The sequence below is a fragment of the Martelella mangrovi genome, from assembly GCF_040545495.1.
Lineage (GTDB): Bacteria > Pseudomonadota > Alphaproteobacteria > Rhizobiales > Rhizobiaceae > Martelella > Martelella mangrovi.
In genome coordinates, this window is sequence record NZ_JBEPLY010000007.1 from 56,322 (window position 1) to 68,859 (window position 12,538).

The following is a 12,538-nucleotide window of genomic DNA, read 5'->3' on the forward strand; positions in this document are numbered from 1 at the left end:
GGCAGCGCTTAGCCCTTCCTTTCGTCGGCAAGAAGGCCCCAGCCATGACAGAGATTACGCATCCCGATTCCGTTCTCATCATTGATTTCGGCAGCCAGGTGACGCAGCTGATTGCGCGCCGCGTGCGCGAAACCGGCGTGTTCTGCGAAATCGTGCCGTTTCAGAAAGCTGAGGAAGGGTTCGAAAGGCTGAAGCCGAAGGGCGTGATCTTTTCCGGCGGACCGGATTCGGTCACCCGTGAAGGCTCGCCCCGCGCCCCGCAGGCGGTGTTTGACAGCGGTGTGCCGATCCTTGCGATCTGTTACGGCCAGCAGACGCTGGCGCTGCAGCTTGGCGGCGAGGTCGAGGGCGGCCATGCGGCCGAGTTCGGCCGTGCGGATGTGGAAATCCTGAAACCTTCGCCGCTGTTCGAAGGCATCTGGGACGTCGGACAGAAATATCCGGTGTGGATGAGCCATGGCGACCGTGTGACCCACGCGCCGGAGGGTTTTGAAGTCATCGGCACTTCGCCGCACGCCCCGTTTGCCATCTGCGTCAACGAGGAAAAGCGCTATTACACCACCATGTTCCACCCGGAGGTGGTGCACACGCCCGATGGCGGCAAGCTGCTTTCCAACTTCGTGCACAAGATCGTCGGGCTGAAATCCGACTGGTCGATGGCCGCCTACCGCGCCGAAATGGTGCAGAAGATCCGCGATCAGGTCGGCGACAAACGCGTGATATGCGCGCTCTCCGGCGGGGTCGACAGCTCCGTTGCGGCCCTGCTTATTCATGAAGCCGTCGGCGACCAGCTGACCTGCATCCTCGTTGATCACGGGCTGATGCGCAAGAACGAGGCGGCCGAAGTCGTCGCCATGTTCCGCGAGCACTACAATCTGCATCTCATTCACGTGGATGCCGTGGACCGGTTCGTCGGCGAACTGGAAGGCGTCGCTGATCCGGAAACCAAGCGCAAGATCATCGGCCGGCTGTTCATCGAAACCTTCGAGGACGAGGCGAAGAAGCTCGGTGGCGCCGATTTCCTGGGGCAGGGGACGCTTTACCCGGACGTTATCGAAAGCGTTTCCTTCTCCGGTGGCCCCTCGGTCACGATCAAGTCGCACCACAATGTCGGCGGCCTGCCCGAGCGGATGAACATGCAGTTGGTCGAACCCTTGCGCGAATTGTTCAAGGACGAGGTTCGCGTGCTCGGCAAGGAACTCGGCCTGCCCGACAGCTTCATCGGCCGCCATCCCTTCCCGGGACCGGGCCTTGCGATCCGCTGCCCCGGCGGCGTGACCCGCGAAAAGCTCGACATTCTTCGCGAGGCCGATGCCATCTATCTCGACGAGATCCGCAAGAACGGCCTTTACGACGTCATCTGGCAGGCCTTCGCCGTGCTGCTGCCGGTCCAGACCGTCGGCGTGATGGGCGACGGCCGCACCTATGAATTCGTCTGCGCGCTGCGCGCCGTCACCTCGGTCGACGGCATGACCGCCGATTTCTACCAGTTCGACATGAACTTCCTCGGCAAGGCCGCGACCCGCATCATCAACGAAGTCCGCGGCATCAACCGCGTCGTCTACGACGTGACGTCGAAGCCGCCGGGCACGATCGAGTGGGAATGATATCGGGTCTCGACTCGTAATAAAGGGCGAGGTCAGACTGTTCGGCTCAGGGGGTAAGCGGGCATATCCCCTGGCTTCTGAGCCATGTCTGCTCGGCGCCCCGCCCTCACGCCTTTTTGTCTCCGGATCACAGCACGCGGCGAAGGCCTGACTGGACGCTGAGCAGTTTTGGCAGGAAGCGTTCGGCAAGCGTATCCGCATCTGCAGAGGTTGCGGACAGGCCGATATTGAGGGCGGCGACGGTTCTGCCGTGCTTGTCGAAAAGGGGGATGGCGATGGAGCGGAGGCCAATTTCGACCTCCTGGTCGATGACGGCGAAGCCGTCTTCGCGGGCCTGATCGACGCGTCTGATGATCTCTGCCGGATCGGTCACGGAAAAGGGCGTGCGGGGCGTGAGATCGGATTTTTCGATCAGGGCTATGGCCTGTTCGCGCGGCAGCGATGCCAGCAGGATACGGCCCATCGATGTGCAAAAGGCCGGCAGGCGCGAGCCGGGCATCAGGCCGATGGACATCACGCGCTTTTGCGCGGCGCGGGCCACATAGACGATTTCCGTTTCATCCAGAAGCGCGACGGAACAGCTCTCGCCGATCTGCTCGGAAAGCTGATCCAGCCATGGCTGGACAAGCTGCGGCAACGGCAGGGAGGCCAGTGCCGATACGCCCAGACGCAGGACGCGCGGTGTCAGCGTGAAGAATTTCCCGTCATAGTCGGCATAGCCCTCACGCGTCAGTGTCAGCAGCGCGCGCCGTGCCGTGGCGCGGTCGAGACCGGTTGCCGATGCCGCTTCGGCGATCGAAAGCCGGGGTGTGTCCGTGCCGAACGCCTCAATCACTCTGAGGCCTTTCGCGAGCGAGGCGATGTAGTCCGTCGGTTTGTTCAGCATGCGCACGCCATTATTCATTAATTGAACAAATCTCAATATATGAACAAATAGACTGGTCATGCAAGCGATCGACGCCTTATTTGTCTCTCATGAGAATGAGGAGAACATCATGAAAAAGGTCATGTCATCGGTCGCCGAGGCGGTTGCCGACATCCATGACGGCGCTTGCGTGATGATCGGCGGGTTCGGCGGTTCCGGCGCACCGATCGAGCTGGTCCATGCGCTTGTCGACCGGTTTCGCGCCACCGGCAGCCCGACAAATCTGACCATCATCAACAACAATGCCGGCAATGGCGCGGTCGGTATCGCCGCGATGATCAGGGCCGGCATGGTAGCGAAGATGATCTGTTCATTTCCGCGCTCCTCCAATGCGGAGGCCTTCAACGCGAAATACGGCGCCGGCGAGATCGCGCTGGAACTCGTTCCCCAGGGCACGCTTGCCGAGCGCATCCGCGCGGCCGGTGCGGGCATTCCGGCCTTCTTCACGCCGTCCGGTTACGGCACGGAGTTGGCGGAAGGCAAGCCGGTCGAGGAATTCGACGGCAAGATGTATGTGCGCGAGCGCTGGCTGAAGGCCGATTTCGCCCTCATCAAGGGCCAGAAGGGCGACCATGCCGGCAATCTCACCTATCGGCTGGCGGCGCGCAATTTCGCGCCGCTGATGGCCATGGCCGCGGACAAGACGATCGCGCAGGTCTCGGAACTCGGCGCGCCCGGTTCGATCGATCCCGAACAGGTGATCACGCCCGGTATCTTTGTCGATGTCGTCGTCGCGGTGCCCGAGCCGCAACAGGAAGAAGCGCTGGTGCGCGCGGGAGAGGTCTACTGATGAGTGATTTCAACATCAATGACGTCAAGCTTTCCAATGCGCAGATCGCATGGCGCGTCGCGCAGGATATCGAGGACGGTTCCTATGTGAACCTCGGCATCGGGTTTCCGGAGATGATCGCGACCTTCCAGCCCGAGGGGCGTGAGGTGACCTATCACACCGAAAACGGCGTGCTGGGCTTCGGCCGGGCGCCGAAGCCCGGTGAGGAGGACTGGGACCTGATCAATGCCGGCAAAAAGGCGATCACGCTCAAGCCCGGCGCATCCTTCTTTCATCATGCCGACAGCTTCGCCATGGTGCGTGGCGGTCATCTCGACCTTGCCGTGCTCGGTGCCTATCAGGTGGCCGAAAATGGCGACCTTGCGAACTGGCGGGTCGGCTCGAAGGGCGTTCCCGCCGTCGGCGGCGCGATGGACCTCGTGCATGGTGCCGGGCGCGTTGCGGTGATTACCGACCACGTCGCCAAGGATGGTTCACCCAAACTGGTCAAGGCCTGCACCTTCCCGCTGACCGGCGTTGGCTGCGTCGACCGGGTTTACACATCGCTTGCGGTAATCGACATCGTGGACGGCCATTTCGTGCTGCGCGAAAAACTGGCCGCCATCTCCATGGACGCGCTCCAGTCCGTCACCGGCGCGCCGATCCACCTTGACGGCGATGTCGCCGAGCTTGCCGTACCGGAGGATATCTGATGGCTGAGGTCTATATCTGCGACTATATCCGCACGCCGATTGGCCGCTATGGCGGCGCGTTGTCGGCCGTTCGACCCGATGATCTCGCTGCCATCCCGCTTCGCGAACTGGTGGCGCGCAATCCGGGCATGGACCTTGCCGCAATCGATGAGGTGATCCTCGGCTGTGCCAATCAGGCCGGCGAAGACAACCGCAATGTGGGGCGGATGTCGCTTCTGCTTGCGGGTTTTCCGGAAAGCGTGCCGGGCTCGACGGTAAACCGCCTCTGCGGCTCCGGCATGGATGCGGTCATCACCGCGGCCCGCGCGATCAGGGCCGGCGAGGCCGAGCTTGTTATCGCCGGCGGTGTGGAAAGCATGTCGCGTGCGCCCTTCGTTATGCCGAAGGCAGAGACGGCCTTTTCCCGGGCAAACTCGATAGAAGACACCACCATCGGCTGGCGACTGATCAATCCGTTGATGAAGGCGCAGTACGGCGTCGATTCCATGCCTGAAACCGCTGAAAACGTGGCGGAGGAGTTTTCCGTCTCCCGTGACGATCAGGACGCATTCGCCCTTCGCTCGCAGCAGAAAACGGCGCAGGCCATGAACAGCGGACGTCTTGCGCAGGAGATTGTTCCTGTCGCGGTGCCGCAACGCAAGGGCGATCCGGTCATCGTCGACACCGATGAACATCCACGCCCGTCGACCGATCTTGCCGGCTTGCAGCGGCTGAAAACCTTCGTCAAGGCGGATGGCACGGTTACCGCCGGCAACGCATCCGGCGTCAATGACGGTGCTGCGGCACTGGTGCTGGCAACCATGGATGCGGCCCGCAAACATGGCCTGACGCCGATTGCCAGGGTTCTGGGCGGCGCAAGCGCCGGCGTGCCGCCGCGCATCATGGGGTTCGGTCCCGCGCCGGCATCGGCAAGGCTGATGGAGCGTCTCGGGCTGCGGACGGATGACTTCGCCGTGATCGAGTTCAACGAGGCCTTCGCATCGCAGGCGCTCGCCACGCTTCGCCATCTCGGCATCGCCGACGACGACCCTCGGGTCAATCCCAATGGCGGTGCGATTGCGCTTGGCCATCCGCTTGGCATGTCCGGCGCGCGGATTACCGGCACGGCCATGCGCGAGCTGAAGTCCGGCGAGAAATCGCTTTCGGCCATGTGCATCGGCGTCGGTCAGGGCATCGCAATCGCGCTGGAAGCGTTGTAGTTTCGGTTATTGCCGGCCTGCGGCTTCGACGAGTGCTAAGAGCAGGGAGCGTTGTTCGTCGGTCATCACCGCGTTATTGCGCATGGCGACGCCGACCGGGCCGCCCAGCAGGTCGTCGTTCAGGCGAATGCCGGAAAGCTGGCCGGTTTCAAGCTCGTCGTGAACCACGCCGGCGGAGATAAACCAGATCGTGTCGGATGACAGAACCACCTTGCGGCCGAAGGCGAGGCCGACATTCTCGAAGGCGGGCTGCGGATCGAAAAGCCCGATCCCGTGCAGATAGGCCTGCACCAGCGGGGCGATGACCGCGCCCGGCGGCGGCAGCATCAGCGGAAAGCGGCCAAGTGTGACGCCATCCGCCTCCTTGCCATCGAGAGGGTGGCCGGAGCGCACGACCGCCATGATCGGCTCGGAATAAAGCTGGCGAAAGGAGAGCCCCTCCATCAACTGGGCTGCGGCCATGCGCCCGACCACCATGTCGAGCGTGCCTTCGCGCAATTGCGACAAAAGCAGCCAGTTCGGCCCGGTCGTCACCCTCAGCAGGCATTCAGGTGCTGTTTGCCGAAGTGAAAGGGCGGCCTGCGGCAAAAGCACAGTGGATGCCGTCGGCAGCGCGCCGACGGCGATGCGTGAGCGCCGTGCCGGCCGTTCGCGGACCAGCGCCTGCGCGCGGCCGAGTTCGACAAGGGCGGAACCGACATAGCGCTGAAAGGTCTTGCCCGCCTGGGTCAGCGCCAGCCTGCGGCCCGACCGGTCGAAAAGCGCGACCTCGAGAATATCCTCAAGCTCCCGGATCGTCTTCGAAGCGGCGGGCTGGCTGACATTCAGCGTTTGGGCAGCCGCACTCAGCGAGCCGAGGCGCGCGGTTTCGACAAAGCAGTGCAGGTGCCGCATGCGAATACGGGGATCGAACATATGTATAACCCTGGGGTTATGAATTTTTCCGGAAAATATAATTTTTAATGCCGGTTGGCTATGGCAAAAAGAAATCAGGAGGAACGAGCATGATGATCCGTTCGGGTGATGCTGCACTTCATGTGCGTGACGAGGGGCCGCGTGACGGCCCGGTGGTTCTGTTCGCCAACTCGCTTGGCACCGATCTTCGGGTTTTCGATGCGCTTGTTGCACAACTGCCGCCGGATCTGCGGATCGTGCGCTACGACAAGCGCGGCCACGGCCTTTCCGACCTCACGCCCGGGCCCTACACGATCGATATGTTGAGCGACGATACAATCGCCATCTGTGAAACGCTCGGTCTTCGCAACGTGACCTTTGTCGGCCTGTCCATCGGCGGGTTGATTGCCCAGTCCTTCGCAATCAAGCGGCCCGATCTGACGCAGGCGCTGGTGCTGATGGATACGGCGGCGAAGATCGGCACGGCGGAAAGCTGGGGTGAGCGCATCGCCGCTCTCAGCGAAGGCGGCATTGCAGCGATTTCCGATGGCATTCTGCCGCGCTGGTTTTCGCCTGCGTTTCTTGGCAGTCCCGAGGCATCGCAGTGGCGCAACATGCTCGAGCGCACGACGCTTGAAGGCTATATCGCCTGCTGCCACGCTCTGGCAGCGGCTGACCTTACCGAAGGCTGCACGCAGATTACCTGTCCGGCAATGGCGATTGCCGGTGCGCTCGATGGCTCGACGCCGCCCGAACTGGTGGCCGAAACCGCAAAGCTCTGCCATGCGACATTCCATATCGTTGAGGATGCCGGGCATCTGCCCTGTGTCGAAAAGCCGGAGGCCGTCGCCGCATTGATCACCGACTTTCTGGAGAAGACCCGCCATGACTGAGCGTTATGCAGAAGGCATGAAAACCCGCCGCGCCGTGCTCGGCGATGCCCATGTCGACCGGGCCGAAGCGGCAAAGACCGGGCTGGACGAAGCCTTTCAGACGCTGATTACCGAAAGCGCCTGGGGCACGGTCTGGGCCTCCGATGCCATTTCCAGGCGCGAACGGTCTATGCTGACGCTGGCGCTTCTGGCGGCAACCGGCAATTTTGAGGAAATACCCATGCATATCCGCGCCACCAGACGCACCGGCGCCAGCAGGCAGGATGTCATCGAGGCATTCCAGCATGTGGCGATCTATGCGGGCGTGCCGCGCGCCAATCATGCCCTGAAGCTGGCGAAGGCAACCTACGCCGAAATGGAGGAGAATGACGATGACTGATCTCGGGCCTTTGATCCCGCGAAACCGCACGGTTCATCCACCGGCCTATGCGCCGGACTACAAGACGTCGGTCGCGCGTTCGCCGACGCTGCCGCTGCTCTCGCTTGAAAGCGGCCCGTCGGAGGAGACCGGGCCGATGTTCGGCCACGGCATGTTCGGTGCGCTCGACAACAACCTGATCCTGAACTGGACCAAGGGCGCGGCACCTGCCATCGGCGAGCGCATCCTCGTATTCGGCCATGTGCTGGATGAGCGCGGCAAGCCGGTTCCCGAAACGCTGGTGGAAATCTGGCAGGCCAATGCCGGTGGCCGCTATCGCCACAAGAAGGATAGCTATCTGGCGCCGCTCGACCCCAATTTCGGCGGCTGCGGGCGCACGCTCACCGATGAGAACGGCTATTACGAATTTCTGACCATTCGCCCCGGCGCCTATCCCTGGCCCAATCGCGGCAATGACTGGCGGCCGATGCACATCCATGTTTCGATCTATGGTCACAGCTTCGGCCAGCGGCTGATCACCCAGCTCTATTTCGAAGGCGATCCGCTGATCGATCTCTGTCCCATCGCCAACACCATCAAGGAACGCAGCAATCTCGACCGGCTGGTCGCGCCGCTGGACATGTCGATGGCCCGCCCGCTCGATTTCCTGGCCTACCGGTTCGATATCGTCCTGCGCGGCCGCCGTCAGACCATGTTCGAAAACAGACTGGAGGGGTTGTGAGATGATCAAGAGACCCGAAATTCTGGCCGAAACGCCGTCGCAGACTGCCGGCCCCTACGTTCATATCGGCTGCATGCCGACCTATGCCGGCAATCCCGGAAGCTACGACGAGGAGATCGGCGAACACGCGATTGCCGATGGCGCGAAAGGCGAGATCATCGAAATTCGCGGCTGCGTTCTCGATGGAACCGGTTATGCCATCCGCGATGCGATGCTTGAAAGCTGGCAGACCGATGCCGCCGGTATCTTCCCCGGCCAGCCGGGTGCCGATCCCGCTGTTTCGGGCCATTGCCGCTTTGCAGCCGATGCCGATAGCGGCGAGTTCGTGCTCCGCACCGTCAAGCCGGGCGCTTTCAGGGGGCGCGGCGGATCGCATAATGCGCCGCATATCTCGATCTGGATCGTGGCGCGCGGCATCAATATCGGCCTCAACACCCGCATCTATTTCGATGACGAGGACAATAGCGGCGACCGGCTGCTGAGTGCCGTTGAACTGAAGCACCGGGTGCCGACGCTGATCGCGAAAAAGACGGGCGAGGGGCAATATCGTTTCGATATCCGCTTGCAGGGCGAGGGCGAAACGGTTTTCCTCGACATCTGATCAGTCGCGCCGGCATGGGAATACTGTGCCGGCGCTCTTGGAGCATAATGCGTGAACACATCAGTCTTCGATCATCCCTGGCTTGGCGGCCTTTTCGGCGATACGGAAACGGCGGCGATCTGGTCGCCTGAAAGCCAGTTGCAGCACATGCTGGCCTTCGAGGCGGCGTGGAGCCGGGCGCTGGGCGCCTGCGGGGTTTTCGACGCGGCACAGGCTGAAAACGCGGCCAGCGCCATAGAGCAGGCGGACGTGCCGCCGTCAGCGCTTGCGGCAGGCACGGGGTCTGACGGCGTACCGGTTCCGGCGCTTGTCGAAATGCTCCGCCGGATCGCACCTGCCGAGGCCGTGCACAAGGGCGCGACATCGCAGGACGTGATCGATACGGCGCTGGCGATGACCCTGCGCGAGACGACCGCGCTTTTCCTCGCCCGTCTCGATGCGCTGATGGCAGCGATGACCGCGCTGGAACGGCGTTTCGGCGAGAACCGGCTGACCGGGCGAACGCGCATGCAGGCCGCCGTGCCGATCACGGTCGGCAACCGGCTGCTGTCATGGCGGCTGCCGCTTGACGATCATGTCGCGCGTCTCAAGGCATTGCGCCCGCGCGTCGAAAAGGTGCAGATCGGCGGGGCGGCGGGAAACCGTTCCGCATTGGGCGACAAGGCGGATGTCGTTGTTGCCGATGTCGCCGAAAGGCTGGGTCTTCAGCCGACACAAAAGGCCTGGCATGCCATGCGCGACGGGATCGGCGAATATGCGGCGGTGCTGTCGCTGATTTCCGGCACGCTGGGCAAGATGGGGCAGGATATCGCGCTGATGGCGCAGCAGGGCGTCGATGAAATCGCGCTGTCTGGCGGCGGCGGGTCATCGGCCATGCCGCACAAGAGCAATCCGGTTCTGGCCGAACTTCTGGTCACCCTTGCCCGCTTCAACGCCACCCAGCTTTCCGGCCTGCATCAGGCGCTGGTCCATGAACAGGAGCGCTCGGGCGCGGCCTGGTCGCTGGAATGGATGATCCTGCCGCAGATGGCGCTGGCCACCGGCCGCGGGCTTGGTGCCGCCATCGATCTTTGCGGAAAGGTCGAGAGGATGGGGTCGGACTGAAACCGTGTCAGGCACCGTCACCGGCAAACCGGAAGACCTCATGAAGCCAGTCACTCATGATCCTGAGCCTGTCTTCTGCAAGCGGGCAATGGCTCAGGGTTCGCAGATAATCGTGAGCGAGGCCCTCGCCCTCGTCGATGCTCACCGCAACGCCCGCCTTCTTCAGCGCCGAGGCGTAGGCCGCGCCGCTGTCGTGCATCGGGTCGTTGGCGGCAAGCGCGATGAAGGCGGGCGGCAGGTCCGCATGCGTCGGCGCCGAGAGCGGCGTGATCATCGGGTCGGAGATCAGCCGTTTTTTGTCCGGACAGTAGCGGGCGCCCATGTCGGCCACGTCATCCGGGCGCAGCAAGGGGCCCTCGGCATTCTGCCTGCAGGACGTCCGGGTCAGGTCGAAATCGCAGATCGGATAGATCAGCAGCTGGGCGCAAAGCGGTATGTTCCTGTCCCGGCAGGTCATCGCCGTGACGGCGGCGAGGTTGCCGCCCGCGCCATCGCCGCCGATGGCGATTCGGTTCGCATCGATGCCGAGCGTATCTGCCTGTTCGCGCGCCCAGGCAATGACCGAAAGCGTCTGTTCCAAGGCCGTCGGACAAGGATGCTCGGGCGCCAGCGCGTAATCCACGGAAATCACCGTCTGCCGGGTCCAGGAGGCAAGGCGGGCCGTGGTGTCCCAGTGCGATTCGGGGCTGCCGCGCCAGAAACCGCCGCCATGCAGATAGATCAGGGCCGGTTGCGGGCCGCTGCTCATGTGCCGGAAAATGCGCACGCGCACGGGGCCGCCGTCACTGTCGATCCAGTGTTCGGTATCGGTCTCGATATTGGGCGGTGTGGGCAGCCGCAGATTGCGGGCAATCGAATTGTAGAGCACGCGCCGCGCCTCGAGCGTCGTGCCGGCGGGAAGGCTGGCCTGTTGCGCCTCCAGAACCTCGATAAAGCGGTAGATTCCGGGGTCGATCTTGCGCGGTTTCGTCTGCGGGCGCTGCTCGACATCCTCGGGCGAAAGCCCCGGCTTCATCACGAAGCGCAGCACCATGTCGCCGGTGTGCCGGCGCAGCATGTCCTGCCCCTTGGGTTCGAACAGTTCTGTGCCGAAAATGTTCGAGAAGGTGGCGCGGTTGGAAACGTTGAAGATGGCAAGCGCGGAGATGTGCCAATGCAGCTCCAGCGCCGTCAGGCCGGAACGGAACAGGCCCTCGTCGCAGCCGCGCCTGTAGATCTCCTCCAGAAGCCGGATGGCGGAGCTGTTCTGTCCCGCAATCATCTCGGATTTCGACATGTGGCGGCCCTGGTGGATGTTCTCGACCATCACCAGCCGCACGAAATCGCGTTCCCGGCTGTGGTGGTCGAAGGTGAACTCCGTCAGCTGCCGCAGGGCCTCCACCGGATGAAGGCTTTCGAGTTCGAGATCGTCCTCCGCGCGGCGCATGCGGGCATAGGCATCTTCCAGAACGGCGCGGTAAAGGCCCTCCTTGTCGCCGAAATAGTAATAGATCATGCGCTTCGAGGTGCGGGTGCGCGCGGCGATTTCGTCCATCTTGGCGCCGGAAAGCCCGTGGGCGACAAACACGGCGCGGGCCGTCTGCAGGATATTTTCGCGTACGGCCTCCGGATCCTGCTTCCAGCTTCGCCGTGCGGTCACATCCGCCTCGTCCCTGATTTCGCCCTTCGCCAAGTTCTCTCCTCCCGAACGTGTCCCATGCGCGTCTACTACATAATAAACAGCAATTTCACGACCCACAAAACAAAACTAACCGTGCCGAACATTCCCTTGACATAATTAACCGAATTGAACAAAATCAAGAACAGGAGATTATTTGGGAGGTTGTTTCTGCATGGTCGTCACACAGGCACGTTCGGCGCGGGCCGGCTCGGGTCAGGTCTTCAGGGCCGGTCTCCTGGGGCAGGGAATCGGTGGTTCGCGGACGCCGGGCATGCATATGGCCGCCGCGAAGGCGCTGGGCCTCGACTACCAGTACGACTTTATCGACGTGCTGGAACGCGACCTGCCTTCCGATGTCGGCGCGATCCTCGATCTGCTGCAAGCCGAAGGCTATCGCGGCCTAAACGTGACCTATCCTTTCAAACAGGCGGTGATGCCGCATCTCGATGAATTGTCGCAGGACGCGCAAATGGTCGGCGCGGTGAATACGGTCGTTTTCGAGGATGGCCGGCGCATCGGCCACAACACAGATTGCTGGGGCTTTGCCCAGAGCCTGCGCCGCGGACTGGCCGAAGATGCCGCGCGCGAGAGGGCATTGCTGCTGGGCGCCGGTGGCGCCGGCGGGGCGGTTGCACATGCGCTTCTCGACGAAGGCATTGGCCGGCTGTTCGTTTTCGATCCCGACCGGAAAAAGGCTGACGCGCTGGTCGCCGTTCTGGCCCAGCATTTCAGCGCCGACCGGGTTCAGGCCGCTGAAAATACGGAGATTGCCGCCGATGTCGACGGCATCGTCAATGCCTCGCCCGTGGGCATGGAAAAACTGCCGGGCTGTCCGCTTCCAAAACATCTGATCGCGCCGCGTCACTGGGTGGCCGATATCGTCTATTTCCCGCCGGAGACGGAACTGATCAAGGCTGCGACCGAAAAGGGATGCGCGGTTTTGCCGGGCACCGGCATGGCGCTCTGGCAGGCTGTCCGCGCCTTTGAACTGTTTACCGGCAAGGAACCCGATATTGCCGAAATGAAGCCGGTTCTGCTTGCGAAAGCGACACCGGAAAAGGGAGCGTGACGGG

The 12,538-nt window shown here is 62.8% G+C and carries 13 protein-coding genes; 10 read left to right on the forward strand and 3 right to left on the reverse strand.

What is annotated here, in order from left to right; translation table 11 throughout:
• Positions 1-44: 44 nt before the first annotated feature.
• Positions 45-1,607 carry a glutamine-hydrolyzing GMP synthase gene (gene guaA / locus ABID12_RS11630; protein WP_106310509.1) on the forward strand — a complete coding sequence of 521 codons (1,563 nt, stop codon included), beginning with the start codon at positions 45-47 and terminating at the stop codon, positions 1,605-1,607.
• A gap of 127 nt (positions 1,608-1,734) precedes the next feature.
• Here guaA and ABID12_RS11635 read toward each other — a convergent pair whose 3' ends face one another.
• Entirely contained in the window at positions 1,735-2,493 is a 759-nt protein-coding gene (locus ABID12_RS11635) for an IclR family transcriptional regulator domain-containing protein (RefSeq protein WP_354434334.1), read from the reverse strand.
• A 109-nt stretch (positions 2,494-2,602) separates the two neighbouring features.
• Here ABID12_RS11635 and ABID12_RS11640 point away from each other — a divergent pair, with 109 nt between their 5' ends.
• The 3 genes from ABID12_RS11640 to pcaF are packed head-to-tail and all read left to right on the forward strand — an operon-like array spanning position 2,603 to position 5,213.
• Complete coding sequence (locus tag ABID12_RS11640) at positions 2,603-3,322, forward strand: 3-oxoacid CoA-transferase subunit A (RefSeq protein WP_354434335.1); 720 nt, start codon at positions 2,603-2,605, stop codon at positions 3,320-3,322.
• On the forward strand, positions 3,322-4,014 hold the full coding sequence (locus ABID12_RS11645) for a 3-oxoacid CoA-transferase subunit B (protein WP_319517503.1): 693 nt from the start codon (positions 3,322-3,324) through the stop codon (positions 4,012-4,014). The genes ABID12_RS11640 and ABID12_RS11645 overlap by 1 nt, the downstream gene beginning before the upstream one ends.
• Complete coding sequence (gene pcaF / locus ABID12_RS11650; protein WP_354434336.1) at positions 4,014-5,213, forward strand: 3-oxoadipyl-CoA thiolase; 1,200 nt, start codon at positions 4,014-4,016, stop codon at positions 5,211-5,213. Before ABID12_RS11645 ends, pcaF begins: the two co-directional genes overlap by 1 nt.
• 6 nt (positions 5,214-5,219) lie before the next feature.
• Here the strand turns inward: pcaF and ABID12_RS11655 are convergent, their stop codons facing one another.
• Complete coding sequence (locus ABID12_RS11655; protein WP_354434337.1) at positions 5,220-6,128, reverse strand: LysR substrate-binding domain-containing protein; 909 nt, start codon at positions 6,126-6,128, stop codon at positions 5,220-5,222.
• Between the two features lie 89 nt (positions 6,129-6,217).
• On the opposite strand from ABID12_RS11655, the gene pcaD reads away from it, so the two are divergent.
• Genes pcaD through ABID12_RS11680 form a run of 5 tightly spaced genes read left to right on the forward strand, consistent with a single transcriptional unit; the run spans position 6,218 to position 9,805 of the window.
• A complete protein-coding gene (gene pcaD / locus ABID12_RS11660) occupies positions 6,218-7,000 on the forward strand; it encodes a 3-oxoadipate enol-lactonase (protein ID WP_354434338.1) in 783 nt (260 codons plus the stop codon).
• Positions 6,993-7,379, forward strand: coding sequence for a 4-carboxymuconolactone decarboxylase (gene pcaC, locus ABID12_RS11665; protein WP_106310527.1), 387 nt, complete (start codon positions 6,993-6,995; stop codon positions 7,377-7,379). Before pcaD ends, pcaC begins: the two co-directional genes overlap by 8 nt.
• Positions 7,366-8,100 (forward strand): protocatechuate 3,4-dioxygenase subunit beta, encoded by a 735-nt coding sequence (gene pcaH, locus ABID12_RS11670; RefSeq protein ID WP_435528221.1) that lies wholly within the window; start codon positions 7,366-7,368, stop codon positions 8,098-8,100. Before pcaC ends, pcaH begins: the two co-directional genes overlap by 14 nt.
• A 1-nt stretch (position 8,101) precedes the next feature.
• On the forward strand, positions 8,102-8,701 hold the full coding sequence (gene pcaG, locus ABID12_RS11675; protein ID WP_354434340.1) for a protocatechuate 3,4-dioxygenase subunit alpha: 600 nt from the start codon (positions 8,102-8,104) through the stop codon (positions 8,699-8,701).
• A gap of 51 nt (positions 8,702-8,752) precedes the next feature.
• Positions 8,753-9,805, forward strand: coding sequence for a 3-carboxy-cis,cis-muconate cycloisomerase (locus ABID12_RS11680; protein ID WP_354434341.1), 1,053 nt, complete (start codon positions 8,753-8,755; stop codon positions 9,803-9,805).
• A gap of 7 nt (positions 9,806-9,812) precedes the next feature.
• Here ABID12_RS11680 and ABID12_RS11685 read toward each other — a convergent pair whose 3' ends face one another.
• On the reverse strand, positions 9,813-11,477 hold the full coding sequence (locus tag ABID12_RS11685; protein WP_354434342.1) for an alpha/beta hydrolase fold domain-containing protein: 1,665 nt from the start codon (positions 11,475-11,477) through the stop codon (positions 9,813-9,815).
• 160 nt (positions 11,478-11,637) lie between these two features.
• Between ABID12_RS11685 and ABID12_RS11690 the strand changes: the two genes are divergently transcribed.
• Complete coding sequence (locus ABID12_RS11690; protein WP_354434343.1) at positions 11,638-12,534, forward strand: shikimate dehydrogenase; 897 nt, start codon at positions 11,638-11,640, stop codon at positions 12,532-12,534.
• Positions 12,535-12,538 lie beyond the last annotated feature (4 nt).